Origin of the sequence: Brevibacillus sp. B_LB10_24 (assembly GCF_046036945.1) — a bacterium.
GTDB lineage: Bacteria > Bacillota > Bacilli > Brevibacillales > Brevibacillaceae > Brevibacillus_C.
Genome location: NZ_JBJQOQ010000019.1, coordinates 54,125 through 71,239, shown reverse-complemented (window position 1 = coordinate 71,239; position 17,115 = coordinate 54,125). Strand labels below are relative to the sequence as shown.

Sequence of the window (17,115 nt, the reverse complement as noted above, 5' to 3'; positions counted from 1 at the left end):
GAAGGCAGCCTAGTTAAAAGCCCCTTCTCCTTACCGGCGGTTCGATGTTTGCAGTCTGTACTTTTTCAGCTTGCGGACAATCGTAGGCTGACTGGTGCCCAATTCTTTCGCAATCTTATAGGTGGTGTCGAATTTTTGCACGGCCTTGGCAAGAATCTCACGCTCAGTTAACTCGATGACATCCTTGAGCGACTTGCTCTTGCTTCCGGGATGTGCGGTTTTTTCCCGATACTCTTCGGGCAGATCTTCCAGCGTAATGACATCGGAGGGCACAATTAAGATCAGCCTCTCTACCAGGTTGGACAGTTCCCGAACATTGCCCGGCCAGTGGTATTCGTAAAAAAAGTCCTTCACGCCGCGGCTGAATTCTTTGGTGATGCGATACTTCTCCTGGAAGTGCTGCAGAAAAAATTGGACCAGCGGCAAAATGTCCTCTTTGCGCTTGCGCAGCGGGGGGACGTAAATCGGGATGACGTTCAGACGGTAATACAAATCTTCCCGAAAAGTCCCTTGCTCTACCATCTCTTTCAAATCCCGGTTCGTCGCTGCGATCAGCCGCACATCCACGTTTTTGGATTTCGTACCGCCGACTCTTTGGATTTGCTTTTCCTGCAACACCCGAAGCAGTTTCACCTGAAGCGAGAGCGGCAGTTCGCCAACCTCGTCCAAAAAGAGCACTCCTTTATCGGCGAGTTCAAACAGCCCTGGTTTTCCGAATCGGCTGGCACCCGTAAACGCTCCGGCTTCGTATCCAAACAGCTCCGATTCCAGCAGGTCTTGCGGGATCGCCCCGCAGTTTACCTTGATAAATTCCCCATTTTCATACCGGCTGCTCGAGGAGTACAGATGGCGAGCCAATACATCCTTGCCGACACCGGTCTCCCCGAGAATCAGCACCGTAGCGTCAAAATCGGCAATCCGATCCGCCATCTCATAAATATCCAGCATGTACTTGCTTTCTACGATGACATCGGGATCAAAGCGAGCTTTTGATTTTATCTTCTCCAGTTCTTTCCTGTATTGATCATTCAGCTCCAACGCTTTTTTCAATTCGTCATGAAGCTGGTTCAATTCGGAAAGATCGCGGATATTGGTGACCACTTTCTCTACTTCTCCCGCTTCGTTAAAAACTGGCGTTCCGGTGAGCAACGTCTCTTTGCCGGCGAAGTTTTTTTGCAAAACGGTCACCGGCCGCCTCTGCTTCAATACTTTAAAGGTCACGGAATCCTTCAAAATCCCCCTCTGCATAAGAGCCCTGGTATTTTTGCCGAGGTAGTATTCCTTGGGGATTCCCGTGATCCGCTCGATCGCGGAGTTTGTTTTGACCGTCGTCCCCTGTTTGTCTGTGATATAGATGGCATCGTGGGAGTTTTCGATGATCGCGTCCAGCTCCCGGTTCAGCTTGTCCAACTCGGCAACCTTTTGCTGCAGGAGCTGGAGCGGCGAACCGTCGGCAGCGATGTACAAGATCATTTGTTGGCCTTCATGGACAATGGGATGGCCATACAGCAGATACGGATCTCCTTGAAATTGGACCGTGAACAGATGCTCGCTCAGTTCCTCCCATTGCTCAAAGACATCCTTGATACTCTCCTTGCCTCTCGGATCTTCAAACACAGCGGCAAATTGCGCGTTGTGATAGGCAATGATTCCGCCGGCTTCTGCCACGATCAGGGGGAACGGGACTGCTTCGATCCATTCGCTCAGCGGAAGCATCGCTAAGAGACCTCCTTTGCCTCGATCGACTTCAATATCCCGTACAGCGCCTGCAAGACCGGAACATCAATGTGAAGCGCTGCAGCTTTCCTGACAAAAAAGCCGCAAAGCGATTCGATCTCCATTTTTTTCCCGCTTTCCCTGTCCTGCAGCATGGAGGTTTTGTGATGTCTCACCTCTTCGGCTCCCGGAAAAATCCGGTCGATCACCTGCTGGCTGATTTCCACGCCGCATGCCCTGCCGATCTTCACCGCTTCCCCAAGCACCCGTTCCGCCGTCGAACGGAGGTCTTGACCGTCCAGAATCTCTCCTACCGTCGCCCTCGCTGCAGCAGATAACGGATTAAATGTGACGTTCCATAATAATTTGTTCCATTTTCGCACCAGGATGGAATTGGACAGACGGCACTCGATCCCCGAGGCCTGGAACATCTCCTGCACAGCTGCAGCACGCTCCCGGGCAGATGGCTCGAGCGCCCCCATGATGATGGAGTACGGCCCTTGCTGCCGGATCAACCCCGGCTCCTCGATGCGGGAGGAAAGGTAGGCGGCACCTGACAGGACACGCTCTCTGCCGAAAACCTCCGCAAGCACTTCCTCATTGTCTACCCCATTTTGCAAGGTGAGCACGGATGAATCTGCTCGTAAAAATGGCGAAAGGGCGGTCGCCGTCTCCCAAGTATCAGTAGATTTGACGGTAAACAGGAGCAGCTCCGCCATACCTGCGCTCTCCAGACTGTCGGTAAACGTACCGTTCACTTGGAAGGAAGCAAAATCGGCATTGACGCGCAGCCCATTTTCTCTCATCGCTTGCAGATGTCTGCCCCTTGCCAAAAAAAGGACCTCGTGTCCTGCTTTGCTCAACATGGCACCATAAAAGCCGCCAACAGCACCTGAACCGATCACGCCGATCTTCATTCGCTTCACGCTCCCCGAAAAAGTAAGCTTGCTCCCGACCGATTAGCTTATCGCACATATTTCCAAATATTCAAAATACTATTCTCTATCTTAGCTAATTCATTATTGAATCGTCAAGCTGGACCAGATGGATATGCCATGCCCCCTCAAAAAACGCGGCATTCCTTGATAGAATGCCGCGTCTTTCGCGAATGTGGGGCCGTCGTCAGAATGTGCGTACGAAAGCAGACTTATTTCAATTGGTTGACATCTACCGGTTCTGCTTTCATCAATTCAGCGACAATTTGTTGTTGCTGCGGAATGTCTTCTATGAACGTTACCTGGTAGCAGAAATCGTTCTCTACCCAAAAATAACTGATATTGTCAACCTCATCTGGCGAGCTAAATCGTCCATCTCTTTTATATTTTGCTGTTTTGAATACTTCTTTCCCCTCTATTTGCAAAGGAGTCGTTTTGACGATGTTATAGTCAGGTCTGAGGATTTCATAACCATAGGTGCCCGTCTTCTTGATCTCTTCATAGATGCTGGTGTCTTTCCTTTGATCAAAATAGAAGCTTGTCTTCCGGCTTCTGCCGCTTTAAATATCCCAAGCAGTTCCATGGGAAGCTTTGGAGCAAATCCTAGAAGCCAACAAAAATAGGGGCTGATCGCCCCAAAATCGTTTTTTGCTGTCTAGTGAAAATAGTTGCTCTTACATCTCCCACGCTGCTACAAAAACCTTCTTTGCACCTTCTTGCCGTCGTAGGTAAACATGACGGGCTTCTCCTCGATCACTGTCTCCAGGTGGATCGTGCGCCCCCAGAGCTGATGGACGTAAGGCATCGTTTTTTCCACGTACTTCACGTCCAGTTCCAATCCGTCGAAATGATGCTTTAGATAAAGCTCTCCGGTGCGCAGGTAGTCTCCGTCTTCGACAGTCAAATAAGGGAAGCCGGCATTGACGCGGACGTTGGCCAGCGTATCCCGCACCTGTTCCCAGTCTTGTTCGGTCACCACCCAATCATTCCCTTGCTTGCCGAACAGGTACAGGTCGAGATCGCGGACCAGTTCCTTGGTCAGGTAGTTGCGGATAAAGCTGATATCCGATTCCAGCTCGCGGACTTCAAAAATCTTGGCCCGTCCGCCCCCTGGCCTTCGTCCAAAGCGTTCCTGTTCTTCTTTCGTCGGATTGTCGTAGCGTTTTTCGATGTCCTCAAAAATCTTCAGCCCCAAATGGTACGGGTTGATGCTGGTCGAGGACGGCTGAATGACCGAGGCGTGCAGCCGGGCAAATTCGATCGTCTCGTCTTCCGTCAAGTCCAGTTCTCTGAGGATGCGGGAGTGCCAGTAGGAGGCCCAGCCTTCGTTCATGATCTTCGTCTCGATCTGCGGCCAGAAGTAGAGCATCTCGTCGCGGATAATCGTCATGATGTCGCGCTGCCATTCCTCCAGAATCGTACTGTACTCCTGAATGAACAGCATCAGGTCCTTTTCCGGCTGCGGCGGGAATCGACGGGATTGTTTTACCGGTTCCGGTTCATCTGCACGGTTCTCCAGGCCCCACAAGTCATCGTACGGGGTCGGCGCCTTGCCCGTTTTGGCAGAAGGCTGCGAACTGTCGTCGCTCTCCCGCTTCCAGCGCAGCTTTGGCCTGAGCAGGCTGGGATCGATGTGTTCCTGGATGGCCAGGCAGGCGTCGAGAAAATTTTCCACCGTCTCTTTACCGTGGATGATTTCGTATTGGCGAATGCGCTCCGCACTGGCCGCCATGCTCTCGACCATATCCCTGTTGGTGTTGGAGAAGCGGGCGTTGTTTTTAAAGAAATCGCAGTGGCCCAGGACATGGGCGACGATCAGTTTGTTTTGGATCAGACTGTTGCCGTCCAGCAGAAAGGCGTAGCAGGGGTTGGAATTAATCACCAATTCGTATATTTTGCTGAGATTCAAATCGTACTGCAATTTCATTCTGTTAAAGGACTTTCCAAAGCTCCAGTGCGAAAACCTCGTCGGCATTCCGTAGGCGCCGAATGTATAGATGATGTCGGCAGGACAGACCTCGTAGCGCATGGGGTAAAAATCAAGACCGAAGCCTTTGGCAATCTCCGTAATCTCATCAATGGCCCGCTCCAGCTCTCTTCGTTCGTCGTGTTCCATCTCTTCATCCCCCTAGCAGGCTGTTGTGTTGCTACTTTATGTATATGGGGGGAAGGGGAAAAAATAAACCCCAACGGGAGAGGATTGGGGGCGTTGGGGTGCAAGTTGTTCCCTCAGAGGGACGGCTCATAAATGACGAGAAACGACCGCCTGGCCTGGCAAAGCTCAAGGGCGGTCGTTTCTTTTTGTAAGGGCGCCCAAACGCCTCTCTACTTCACCAAATGATTCAACATACCAGCCGCTGCCTTGTCGGCGATCAGCAGGACATCAGGATGCCGCTGCAGGATGGAAGCAGGCATCTCCTCCGTGACAGGACCTTCCACCATCGCCGCGACGGCTTTCGCCTTCCGTTCCCCACTGGCCAGCAGCAAAATTTTCTTGCTGGCCAGAATGGTGCGAATCCCCATCGTCAGGGCGTAGCGGGGAACCTGTGACTCGTCCTTGAAAAACCGGGAATTCGCCTGAATCGTGCTCTCCGCCAATTTCACTTTATGGGTGCCGGATTCAAACGACGTGCCCGGTTCGTTAAAGCCGATGTGTCCGTTCTCCCCGATCCCCAGCACTTGTATATCAATGCCGCCCGACGCTTTCAAGGCTGCTTCGTATCGGCTGCACTCCTGTTCGACATCGTCAGCGGCGCCATTCGGTATATGTGTCTGCTCCGGTTTTATATTCACGTGGTCAAATAATTGCTCTTGCATAAAATGGCGATAGCTTTGCGGATGCTCCGGTGCGATCGGATAGTACTCGTCCAGGTTGAACGTGGTGATCCCGGAGAAGTCCAGGTTGTTCTCCCGGTATTGCTTCACCAGCTCCCGGTACATGCCGACCGGGGTTGCCCCCGTTGCCAAGCCCAGCACAATCCGGGGGTTTTTCCGCCACCCGGCAAGGATTTCTTCTGCCGCGAATCGGCTGATTTCTGCGTAATCATCCACGATTTTTACTTGTATCACGAATGTTTCTCCTCCAACCCAATCCTTTTCCCTTCCACCCAGGTAGCCTGGACTTCAAGGTTTTTATCTAACAGTACCAGATCGGCGTCTTTCCCAACGGCGATGGTTCCCTTGCGGTCGGCTAATCCCAGCTTTCGCGCAGGATTGCTCGTCAACAGGGGGATGACCTGCTCCAGCGGCAGGCCGGTAAAGCGCATCACATTTTGCAGCGCCACATCCAGCGTCAGCAAGCTTCCTGCCAGACTGCCGTTTGCCAGCCGGGCCTCCTTGCCGTGCACCGTTACTTCCTGACCGCCTAATTCGTAACGGCCGTCGGCAAGACCGGCGGCTCGCATCGCATCCGTGATCAGCATCAGCTGATCAAGCGAACAGATCCGCGTCAGCAAGCGGATCAGCTCGGGCGCAACATGAATGCCGTCGGCGATGAGGTCAAAGGTCATTTCCCGCTGTTCCATCACCAGCCCGATCACCCCGACATTTCGGTGGTGAAAGCCGCGCATGGCATTTCCCAGATGCGTGGCGTGGCTGAGCCCCCGTTTCATGCAGCGGCAGCCCCCTTGGTAGTCAAGATCGGAATGACCGACCGAGATGATGATCTCTCTCTCTTGCAGAAGGGTAAACACCTGATCGTCATCGACCAGCTCCGGCGCCAGCGTCATCATCTTTACCAGACCGCCGCCTGCCGCATCCAGCACCCGCTGCATATTCTCCACGGTCGGCGGCTCAATCCACGCATCGTTTTGCGCTCCTTTGTACGCTTTGTTGATGAACGGCCCCTCCAGGTGCATGCCCAGAATGGCTGAGCCGTCCGTCTGCAGCGGCTGCCGGTAAAAGCGAATCGTCTCTTCTGTCACCTCGATCGGCGCCGTCATCGTAGTCGCGAGCAGTCCAGTCGTCCCGTGCTTGGCGTGAAAACGGCAGATCGCTTTGATTCCTTCCACATCTCTGTCCATAAAATCAGAACCTGCACCGCCGTGCACATGCAGGTCAATAAAGCCGGGAACCAGCATCCCGCCTTGCCCGTCGTAGACAGACGCGGCGTCCGTTCCATCCTCCGGGCCGATATGAACAATTTTCCCCGCTTCCATCCATAAACAACCGTTCGTCACATAACCAGTTTCTGTAAGTATGTTGATGTTCTTGATTTTGTCCATTTTTCTGTAGCCTTCCCCTGTGTCGTTATCTGAATCATATCACTTGTCACCCGGCTGTCAAGTTGACGCAAGCCCACAGCCGCAAGCAGTTTGCGAGCGGGCTATTGATCAAGCCAGACCGTCTTTTCCTGGAATGGTGTCCTTGCTCCCGGGCGAATCTCCATGTTGGGATACCCGATGTAGATAAAACCGAGCAGTTTTTCTCTTTCCGACAGTTGGAAAAAAGCTTTCAGCTCAGGCTCATATGTAATCTCCCCGGTCCGCCACACCGCCCCAAGGCCAAGCGAATGAGCTGACAGCAGCATATTTTGCACGGCACAGGCGACCGCTTCCACTTCTTCCAATTCAACCACGTTTGGTTTATCGGATGGGCTTACAGCGACTGCAACCAGTACAGGTGCCCGCAGCGGCTTGCTCCGTTCGCGTTCCAGCCTTTTGCGGGATTCTTCGGAGTCCTGCTCATCCAGCTGCCGTGCGACGATGTCAGCCATGGCTTCCCCAAGCCGGCTGCGTGCTGCCCCTCTCAGGACAAAAAACTTCCACGGCTCGGTATGGTGGTGGTTGGGCGCCCATGTAGCCGCCTCAAGCACCTGTTCGATCAGCGCGACTGGCGGTTCCTCCGGTTTGACAACACCGACGGACCTTCTCCCTTTGATTGCCTCCATCAGTTCCATCTTGACAATTCCTCCTTTGTGTTCCCTTATTTTTCCGCAAGTTTTCGTCTGTAATGTACTTTTCTTTTCGGATTGTGTCAACTTGCTCAGACACAAATTTCCCCGCGTGGCGAAAACGACCAGCTCTCCCTGCTTGTCACCAGGAAGCCCGTTCATACTCCGGAGAGGATGAGGAGATAATGATTGCAAGGAGGTGTGACAAATGGCCGACGCAAAAGAGCGCCGCGACGTCGATACCTGGGCGTTGTGGACTGGTTGGATCGGAATTGTTGCCGGGATCCTCGCTTTCCTTTGGTCACCGTTTTTGTTTGGAGCAATCGGTGTAATCTTGGGGATCATTACACTGTTTAGTCCGGCAAAGACCCTTGCCTGGTGGGCAATCGTCCTGGGAGTTGTCGGAGGAATCGCACACGGGTTTTTTTACTAAATCAGGCCGGCGCCAAGCTTTTTACGCAGGGCGATGAACATACTGCAGGGAAAAGTTCCTTCACCGACAAGTGAAGGAAACTTTATTGTCTTGATCGGCACACAACTGTGAGAAATATATATTGTAATAAAACGACAAAGCCGGCCTTCACGGGCCGGCCTTTCCTATTCGTATCGCAAGGCATCGATCGGTTTGAGCTGGGCGGCTTTCCGGGCGGGATACACCCCGAACAAGACACCGACCGCCATCGAAGAGAGGAAAGCGTAAATAATCGGCGGCAAGCTGATCGAGATCGTCATGCCGGTTGCCTTGCCAACCAGCAAAGCTCCCCCGGCTCCGATCAGAATCCCCGTGATTCCCCCGAGCAGGCTTAAGGTGACGGATTCAATCAGGAACTGCCGCAGAATATCCCAGCGCGTCGCGCCAATGGCCTTGCGGATGCCGATTTCCCGCGTCCGTTCTGTGACAGATACCAGCATGATGTTCATGATGCCGATCCCGCCGACGACTAGAGAGATCGCGGCAATCCCCGACAACAGCGTCGTCATCACACCGGTAACCCCTTGTGCAGTCGAAAGAATCTCGGATTGGGAGCGGATCTGAAAGTCATCTGCCGCCTGCGGCCTCAGGCTGTGCTGCGCCCGCAGCGTACTTTGCACATCGAACTGCGCCTTGGGCAAGGCATCGGCTGATGCCGCTGAAACGTAGATGCTTCCCACATTCTTGCTCCCGGTTACCCTGTTCATCGCGGTGGTGATCGGAATGAGGACCTTGTCATCGTTGTTCGTCATCCCTGAGCTCCCCTGGCTTTTCAGTACGCCGATGATCTGAAACGGGATTTTGTTCAGTTGAATTGTCTGGCCGACGGGATTGATGCTGCTGTCCCCGAACAAGTTGGCCACCACCTCGGTGCCCACGACAGCCACATTGGATTGGGCTGTCACCTCAACATGGCTGAAAAACCGGCCTTGCTGCACCTCGGTATTGCGCACCTGGGGGAAGCCGTCCGTCGTTCCTTCCAGCGAGGTAGAATAGTTTTGGTTCCGCCAGACCAATTGGGCGCGACCCGTCAGGCTGGGAGCAACCCCGGCGATAGAATCGTTTTTGCTAATCGCTTCTGCATCGGCCAGGGTCAAGGTATTCAGCGAGCCTGCTCCCAGGCTGATCTGTCCCTGTCTGGCCTGGCCAGGCGTCACAATCAACAGGTTGCTGCCCAATCCGTTGATTTGCGACGCGACATTAGCCGAGGCTCCCTCCCCGATCGAAACCATCGCGATCACGGCTGAGACGCCGATGATGATGCCCAGCATGGTCAGAAACGAGCGCAGCTTATTTGTCTGGATGCTCCGCAAAGAGACCCGCAAGCTTTCTCTAAAATTCATGTGCCCACTTCCTCAGCGTTTGCCCATCTTCTTTGGGCAACCCATTCATTTGATACGATCTGCCCGTCGCGAAAGCGGATGAGCCGTTTGGCGTATTGGGCAATATCCGGTTCGTGCGTCACCAGGATGATCGTCTTGCCCGCCTCGTTTAACTCTTGAAAGATCTGCATGATTTCAACGCTGGTTTTGGTGTCCAGCGCACCTGTCGGCTCATCCGCCAACAGGATCAGCGGGTTGTTCACCAGCGCCCGGGCAATCGATACCCGCTGCTGCTGTCCGCCCGACAGCTCGTTCGGCTTGTTGTACAGCCGATTGCCCAGCCCTACGTTCTCCAGTGCCCGGACGGCCCGCTCCCGGCGCTCTTTGGCTGAGATCCCGGCGTACAAGAGGGGCAGTTCCACGTTCTCGACCGCACTGGTACGGGGGAGCAGATTAAAGTTTTGAAACACGAACCCGATCTTCCGGTTCCGGATGGCGGCCAACTCATCGTCATCCGCTTCTGAAATGGGCTCATCATCGAGGTAAAACTCCCCTGATGTAGGTTTGTCCAGGCAGCCGAGCACATTCATCATCGTAGATTTTCCCGAGCCGGACGGACCCATGATCGCTGCAAAATCTCCCTCGTCGATATGCAGGTTCACTCCGCGAAGCGCTTGTATCTCTTGATCCCCGATTCGATACTCCTTTTTCAGCTCTTCAATCCGGATAACGGTTTTCATCGGCTGATCACTCTCTGACCGCCGCCGCCCCATCCGCCGCCGGGAATTCCCATGCCGCCCATGCCGGGGAATCCGCCTGCGCCGTTTTGCCGGCTGCTGCTGGAGGAAGTCGACCTGGAAGTGTCCATGGTCAGAACCACTTGATCTCCTTCCTGCAAACCCTCTGTGATTTCCACCCTGTCCGCGCTAAAGTAGCCAATCTTCACCTCTTGGAAGCGGAACGGGAGATTTGCGCTTGATCCTCTTGCGGTTCCCTGCCTGGTCTCGCCAGTTCCCTCCTTGGCTGCGGAAGCGAGGTAGACGCCGTCTTTTCCATTCTGGGTTTTCAAAGCGGCAGGCAGGACGTACAGCACATTTTTATGCGTTCCGACCTCAATCGTCACGTTCGTGGACATTCCCGTTTTGAGCAACCCTTCCTTGTTGTCTACGGAGAGAAGAACTTTATAGGTGGTGACCCCTGATTCCGTCGTCGCTTCCGGATAAATCAACGTAACTTTGCCGGAAAATTCTTTGTCGGGGTAGGAGCTGGACGTAAATGCCGCCGTTTGTCCTACCTTTACCTTGCCAATATCGCTTTCACTGATCTGTGCCATTACCTCCAGATTGCCGGAGTTGGAATTGTCCATCACGATGAACGGTTGGGACGGCGGTTCTCCCAGATTCCCATTGATCGCCACAATAACACCGTCCATCGGCGCTTTTACCGTCAGTTTCTCCAGCGCCATTTTTTGTTCCTGCAGTTGAGCCTCGGCTTGCTCTACGGAAGCCTGGGCCGACTGTACGGCTGTGGCGTCCGGACCGTTCTTGGCCTCCTGCAATGCCGACACCGCCGACTCGTAGGAAGATTGTGCCTGCTCCAGGCTGCTCTTGGACTGCCCTTGCGATTGACTGGCTTGCAGCACGGCGTTGTCGTATTCTATTCTTGCTTGATCGAGGCTTTGCTTGGCTTGATCGTATTCACTTTTGGATATACCTCCCTCGTCGTACAGGTTTTTTTGGGAGTTATATGTATTTTGGGCATTTTGCAAATTCATTTTCGCCTTTTCCAAATCGTTGCGGGCTTTCTGCGTATCGTAGGAATTCTTGGCCGAATCCAATACGACCTTCGCCTGATTTACATTTGCCTCAAGTGCTCTCATTTCGGACGCTGTCTTCGGCTTTTTGGCCTCTGCCAGCTTTGCGAGCGCAGACGACAGGTTGGCTTGCGCCGCCTTCATTTGAATCTGTGCGGACGAGTCGTCCAAGGCAGCGAGCACTTGACCTGCCTTTACCTGATCCCCTACCTGGACATGGATTGCGGTAATGTCTGCGGAATTGCCCGGAGACAGCGAAACGCGCTGGGACGCCTGAACGGTACCGGATGAAGCCACTGTTTCAGTCACATCTCCCCGCTTGACAGTCATGATTTGCATGAAAGTACCCGTATTTTTAGCCGACACCCATTTTTGGTAAACAAATACCCCTGCTGCACACAACAGTACCGCGAACAAAATGATCAGTGTCAGTCTTTTCCTTTTTTTCACTTTAAAAATAGCAGACAGATTCCCCTTCAAGACTTCTGCCATGACTCTTTCTCCCTCCCTAAAACCATACTAAGACAAATATATGTGGTGTGTGTGTCGGGAGTATTTCAGAACACGCAAAAAGACGGCACGGGTTTCCATGCCGCCTCAATCACTTGGGCAAAATAAGGGTAAAGGTCGTACTGCTTTTCACGCTCTCTTGCAACAGCAGATTTCCCCCCAGCGCCTGAGCCAACAATCTGCTGAACGGCAGCCCCAATCCAAGGCCCCTGACTTTCAATTTTTTCTCCTCGCCGCGGAAAAACTTCTCAAAGATCATCGACTGCTCCTCTTCGGGAATCCCAACGCCGTTATCCTTGACATTGATTCTGATTTCATTGTCCGTTTCGTACAAGGAGATTTCGATCACCCCATTCTCTTTGCTCGCCTGCTTGGCATTGTTCAACAGGTTGTACAAAATCTGCTGAACCCGCAGCGGATCGGTGACGGCTACAATGCTGTGATCAGGAAACTGCTTGCGTAAAGTGATCGAATTTTCTTCCTGGACAATCAGCCATTGGTGGGTAATCTCCTGGATCAATGTATTGATGTTTTGCTCTTCCTTTTGAATCTTGACATCTCCTACGGCAAAGGAATTGAAATCCAGCAAATCTTCCACCATTTTGTGCAGTTTACTGGTTTCCTTAGCGCATATGTCCAGGAACTCTTCTGCTTCCTCGCCGGTGACGATGCCGTCCCTTACCGCCTGAATCAGACCGCTGATCGAGGTGACAGGCGTCTTTAATTCGTGCGTCACTCCGGCCAAAAGCTCTGTCCGCATCCTCTCCAGTTGTCCCAATCGGTCAGCCATGTCTTTGAAGGAGTGGATCAGTTCAAAAATCTCCTTCTCCTTGCTGTTCGGCTCCAGGTGAATGTCGTAATTGCCGGCGACGATCTCTTTGGCTGCATGGGCTACTCCCTTTATCGGCTTGGCCAGCTTTTTGGTGAGTAAATAGATAATAATCCACCCAAGCAACGCCAAGGCCCCCAGCATGATAAACAAAAACTGGGAATCTCTGACCTTGTAAATCTCCTTTTCAGGCGACATCAGGACGACCCAGCCGATCGTCAGATTGTTATGCTCCAGTTTTCGTTTGACCACGTAGATTTTCTCGCCGCGTTTCAGCGTCAGCTGGTCGCCGTCCTCCTCATTCAATTTCGTCGTGACGTCGACTAAAAGCTCTTGGGGCATTTTACTCGGCAAAGAATTAAACAGAACGTTATTATTCTGATCGAGGATGAGCAGGAAGGGCTGTCCATTAAATTGCAAAAACTTTCGCTGCCGGTCAAATATCGGCGTCAGAAACGGACCGATCTGGATATGCCCGTTATCATCGACAATGCGGTCGGAAATTTCCGCAGCCATGAACCGCAAAACGTCGAGACGCCTTTCTTTTTCACTATAGTTCAACCACAAACTGGTAGATACGCCAAACACGACCAGTCCTACACAGAGCGTGATCAAATAACGGGTCGTCCAATATGTTAACAGTGATTTTCGCTTGCTTTTATTCGTAGACACAAAACTTATACCCCATCCCTCTATACGTGCGGATTTCCCCTTCCGAAACAGGCCAATTTTGCAGGATTCTTCTGATTCTGGTGATGGCCAGGTCTACGGCCCGATCGCTTCCTTCGTAATCGATCCCCCACACATTATCGATCAACTGTTCCCGCGTAAACATCTGATTCGGCTTTTGGGCGAGAAACAAAAACAGGGAGAGATCGCGCGGATTGAAGTTGAGCTCGATGCCGTGCAGAGTAACGCTGTGAGCTTTGAAGTCGACTCGCAAACTGCCATAGTACTTGGTCCCATCCGTCTCCAGGACCTGTCCCGAGCGCCGCAAAACAGCCTTTACCCGGGCGACCACCTCATCTGCATTGAACGGCTTGGTTATGTAGTCGTCCGCCCCCTGATTGAGTCCCGACAGCTTGTGATCGATTTGACCGAGTGCTGTCAGCATAATCACGGGGCAAGCGCTTTGCTCGCGAATGCAGCTTAGAATGCTCCAGCCGCTTTGCCCGGGAAGCATCACATCCAACAGCACGAGCGAAGGATTCATCGCCGCAAACTTTTCCAGCGCCTCATCCCCGTCGAATGCCTGCTCCACGGTATAGTCCGCCTTTTCTAAATACGCTTTCAACACACGCGAGATCGACAATTCATCTTCTACGATCAGGATGCTTTTCAATGTCTCTCCCCCATTTCTATCCGCCATTATACACGAAACTCCGTTTCTAGCGTACAGAGGAAATATGTCGGTGGGATGTCGGAGAGGAACTTTTTGGCTTTTGTCGAAAAAACAAAGAATGATGCCAATTAGAAAAGTTATCCTATTACTCAGCTTATTTTTCATAGCGCTGTTTCTGATTCGCACGACTTGGTACAGCCTGATCGCGAAGCCAACTCATTCTGAGGCCGTACATGGCGTACTGGATTTGCGAAATTGGGATTTTCAAGCCAATCATGTGATGCCGCTGAACGGGGAATGGGAGTTTTTCCCGAGCCAGTTCCTGCAGGAAAATCGCGGCGATAAGGGCAGCACCCTACAGAGTTACACAATGATACAGGTTCCGGGTACCTGGAACGCGACATTGAATCCCCGCGGTCAGTCATCGTACGGTTACGGCACCTATCGGTTGCGCATTTTGGTCACGCCCGATCCCAAGCGCACTTACAGCATGTACGTCCCGTCCGTTCGATCTTCGGCGAAACTGTATATAAACGGCCAACTCCTCGCAAGCTCCGGCGAACCGGCAGACACGGCCCAGCAGTATGCAGCCCGCACGGTACCTTTCTCCTTTGCCTTTTCCAGCGACAAAGGCGAGATCGAGATCGCGATCCAAATGGCCAATTACGACCACTACCGCGAGGGCGGCATTATTCGCTCCATCAAGTTCGGCTCCTATGACGCGATCGAAAAAGAGAAGTGGTTTTCCATCAGCATGCAGATCATCGTTTGTATAGTCCTTGCGCTGCACGTTGTTTACGTCTGTATCTTGTACGTCATCGGCGTGCGCCAGAGAGCATTGGTTCCGTTTCTGCTGCTCATTTTGAGCGCGATCGTAATGACGCTCGCCGACGACGACAAATTGCTTTTGCAATGGCTGCCCCTTGACTATTTGTGGTCCATCAAACTGCTGTTCTGGTCTCATATCGCCGTAGCCGCCTTCCTGCTGCATTTTGCCAAACAGCTATTGCCAACCGTCGCAAAGCTGGACACCCTGTACCGCCTGATCACCTGGCTTTGCATCCTGTCAGCCGTATCTGTGCTGTTATCGCCGGCGAACCAGATCCTGTCGTTTGCCATCGTGTACTTTAACATTACGCTGATCGTCTGCGTTGTCCTGCTAATTCAGTCGGTTCACACTGCGGCCGCGAAAGACGAAGATGCTCTCTTTCTGGCCCTGGGACTTACAGGGATTATTGCCAATGTGATCGGCGCCCTCATCAAAAGCCGTGTCTGGCCGGACATGGGCTACTACCCCGTCGATCTGATTATCACCTTTCTGATGTTCGCCTCTTTCTGGTTCAAGCGCTATTTCCGCGCGACGGCCCAGACCGTCGAGCTGGCCTCCAGGCTGCAGGCGGCTGACAAGGCGAAGGATCTGTTCCTGGCCAACACATCCCATGAACTGCGCAATCCGCTCCACGGCATGATCAATATCGCCCAATCGGTATTGGAAGGTTGGAAAGACAGCCGCGACAAAAAGGGGAAGGAGAGCCTGGAACTGCTCGTATCCGTAGGGAAGCGAATGTCCTACTTGCTTAACGATCTGCTGGACATGACCCGCCTCCGGGAAAACGGGATTCACCTGCACATTCGAGAACTTCAGGTGCAAGCCGTCACATCCGGCGTGACGGATATGCTGCGCTTCATGTTGGGGGGTAAGAATATTCGCCTTGTCAACGCCATTCCGGACGCGTTCCCGGCCGTGATGGCCGACGAAAATCGGCTCACCCAGATCTTGTTCAACCTGCTGCACAACGCGGTGAAGTATACATATGAAGGAACGATAACCCTGCATGCAGCTGTCGAAGGAGGCATGGCGAAGGTATATGTTACCGACACAGGAATCGGAATGGACGAACAGACAAAACAGCGAATTTTTCTGCCCTACCAGCAGGCCGATGCGGACCAGGCGACATTCACCGGCGGAATCGGCCTCGGTCTAAGTATTACCAAACAGCTCGTGGAACTGCACCACGGATCTCTGGAGGTCCGTTCGACGCCCGGCCAAGGCTCGCAATTTTGTTTCACGCTGCCGCTCGCCGGCGTACAGCAGCAGGAGCGTGTGGTTGGCTATCGGGAAACGGCGACAACCCGGGCCGACAACCAGGAAATCGCTGCGGCAGCCAGCGCCGACCTGCCGGGGATCGCCGCTGCAGTCTCGCCGCCTCACTCTGCGCGGACAGGAAACAGCACAGCGGAAGCCTTGCCGCTTCTCACCTCAGACCGTCCTAATGTCTTGGCCATCGATGACGATCCGATCAACCTGAATGTCCTCGTGAGCCTCCTTTCCCCCGAATGCTGCCAGATCGTCACGGCTGCAAGCGGCAAAGAAGCCCTTACTCTGCTGGATACACGGAATTGGGACTTGGTCATTTCCGACGTCATGATGCCAGGCATGTCTGGATATGAGCTATCCCGCCTGATCCGGGAGCGCTTCACCATGTCCGAGCTGCCCATTCTGCTTTTGACTGCGCGCAGCCAGCCGGAAGACATCCAGGCCGGGTTCATGGCAGGGGCCAACGATTACGTGACCAAGCCGGTCGATGCCCAAGAACTGCGGTCACGGGTCCGGGCATTGACGGAGATGAAAAAATCGGTGCGTGAGCGATTGCAACTGGAAGCTTCCTGGCTCCAGGCACAAATCCAGCCTCATTTTTTATTTAATACGTTAAATGCGATCACTGCCCTCAGCTCCGTTGACCCTGACAGGATGAACAGGCTCTTGGAGGCCTTCAGCAACTATTTGCGGGCAAGTTTCAACTTTAAAAATTCGGAACGCTTTGTCCCGCTCGCGCATGAGCTGGATCTCGTCCGCTCTTACCTTTATATTGAAAAGGAACGGTTCGAAGACAGGCTGGACATTCGCTGGGATGTCGATGAAAGCCTGGACCTGCTGATTCCCCCGCTTACGATACAACCGCTCGTAGAAAATGCCGTCCGTCACGGGATATTAAACCGGCTTAAGGGAGGAAAGGTCCAGATTCGCATCGCAGACAAGGGAGAATATACGGAAATCTCCGTCATGGACGATGGGGTGGGAATGAGCGAGGAAAAACGGAAGGGTCTTCTCGACGCCCGGCAGCATCAAACATCGGGAATTGGCATTGCCAATACAGATCGTCGCCTGCGACAGGCGTATGGAAAAGGCCTGGAAATCGACAGTGAGCCAGCCAAAGGAACGACAGTGCGCTTTTTCGTTCCAAACTAGGATAATGGCCTGAAACCTTGATCACGGTAAAAAAT

Annotated in this window: 13 protein-coding genes; 2 read left to right on the top strand and 11 right to left on the bottom strand. The window is 53.0% G+C overall.

Annotated features, from left to right (window positions below; all coding sequences use genetic code 11):
* Positions 1–30 precede the first annotated feature (30 nt).
* The 6 genes from ACI7RC_RS17265 to ACI7RC_RS17240 all read right to left on the bottom strand — a co-directional run bounded on the left by ACI7RC_RS17265 (position 31) and on the right by ACI7RC_RS17240 (position 7,548).
* Entirely contained in the window at positions 31–1,716 is a 1,686-nt protein-coding gene (locus ACI7RC_RS17265; RefSeq protein ID WP_408109449.1) for a sigma 54-interacting transcriptional regulator, read from the bottom strand.
* Between the two features lie 2 nt (positions 1,717–1,718).
* Complete coding sequence (locus ACI7RC_RS17260; RefSeq protein WP_408109448.1) at positions 1,719–2,633, bottom strand: ketopantoate reductase family protein; 915 nt, start codon at positions 2,631–2,633, stop codon at positions 1,719–1,721.
* Positions 2,634–3,342: 709 nt separating this feature from the next.
* Positions 3,343–4,767: a SpoVR family protein gene (locus ACI7RC_RS17255; protein ID WP_408109447.1), complete on the bottom strand. Its 1,425-nt coding sequence runs from the start codon at positions 4,765–4,767 to the stop codon at positions 3,343–3,345.
* A 209-nt stretch (positions 4,768–4,976) separates the two neighbouring features.
* A complete protein-coding gene (gene nagB / locus ACI7RC_RS17250) occupies positions 4,977–5,717 on the bottom strand; it encodes a glucosamine-6-phosphate deaminase (protein WP_408109473.1) in 741 nt (246 codons plus the stop codon).
* On the bottom strand, positions 5,717–6,874 hold the full coding sequence (gene nagA, locus ACI7RC_RS17245; protein WP_408109446.1) for an N-acetylglucosamine-6-phosphate deacetylase: 1,158 nt from the start codon (positions 6,872–6,874) through the stop codon (positions 5,717–5,719). Before nagA ends, nagB begins: the two co-directional genes overlap by 1 nt.
* 101 nt (positions 6,875–6,975) lie before the next feature.
* Positions 6,976–7,548, bottom strand: coding sequence for a nitroreductase family protein (locus ACI7RC_RS17240; RefSeq protein ID WP_026074425.1), 573 nt, complete (start codon positions 7,546–7,548; stop codon positions 6,976–6,978).
* 202 nt (positions 7,549–7,750) lie between these two features.
* Here ACI7RC_RS17240 and ACI7RC_RS17235 point away from each other — a divergent pair, with 202 nt between their 5' ends.
* On the top strand, positions 7,751–7,975 hold the full coding sequence (locus ACI7RC_RS17235; protein WP_019121791.1) for a hypothetical protein: 225 nt from the start codon (positions 7,751–7,753) through the stop codon (positions 7,973–7,975).
* A 164-nt stretch (positions 7,976–8,139) separates the two neighbouring features.
* On the opposite strand, the gene ACI7RC_RS17230 is transcribed toward ACI7RC_RS17235, so the two are convergent.
* The 5 genes from ACI7RC_RS17230 to ACI7RC_RS17210 form a co-directional block, all read right to left on the bottom strand.
* A complete protein-coding gene (locus tag ACI7RC_RS17230) occupies positions 8,140–9,357 on the bottom strand; it encodes an ABC transporter permease (protein ID WP_408109445.1) in 1,218 nt (405 codons plus the stop codon).
* Complete coding sequence (locus ACI7RC_RS17225) at positions 9,354–10,076, bottom strand: ABC transporter ATP-binding protein (RefSeq protein ID WP_408109444.1); 723 nt, start codon at positions 10,074–10,076, stop codon at positions 9,354–9,356. The genes ACI7RC_RS17230 and ACI7RC_RS17225 overlap by 4 nt, the downstream gene beginning before the upstream one ends.
* Entirely contained in the window at positions 10,073–11,641 is a 1,569-nt protein-coding gene (locus ACI7RC_RS17220) for an efflux RND transporter periplasmic adaptor subunit (protein WP_408109443.1), read from the bottom strand. The genes ACI7RC_RS17225 and ACI7RC_RS17220 overlap by 4 nt, the downstream gene beginning before the upstream one ends.
* 109 nt (positions 11,642–11,750) lie before the next feature.
* Complete coding sequence (locus ACI7RC_RS17215; protein WP_408109442.1) at positions 11,751–13,160, bottom strand: HAMP domain-containing sensor histidine kinase; 1,410 nt, start codon at positions 13,158–13,160, stop codon at positions 11,751–11,753.
* Positions 13,147–13,830 carry a response regulator transcription factor gene (locus ACI7RC_RS17210; RefSeq protein ID WP_408109472.1) on the bottom strand — a complete coding sequence of 228 codons (684 nt, stop codon included), beginning with the start codon at positions 13,828–13,830 and terminating at the stop codon, positions 13,147–13,149. The genes ACI7RC_RS17215 and ACI7RC_RS17210 overlap by 14 nt, the downstream gene beginning before the upstream one ends.
* A 100-nt stretch (positions 13,831–13,930) precedes the next feature.
* On the opposite strand from ACI7RC_RS17210, the gene ACI7RC_RS17205 reads away from it, so the two are divergent.
* Entirely contained in the window at positions 13,931–17,080 is a 3,150-nt protein-coding gene (locus ACI7RC_RS17205; RefSeq protein ID WP_408109441.1) for a hybrid sensor histidine kinase/response regulator, read from the top strand.
* Positions 17,081–17,115 lie beyond the last annotated feature (35 nt).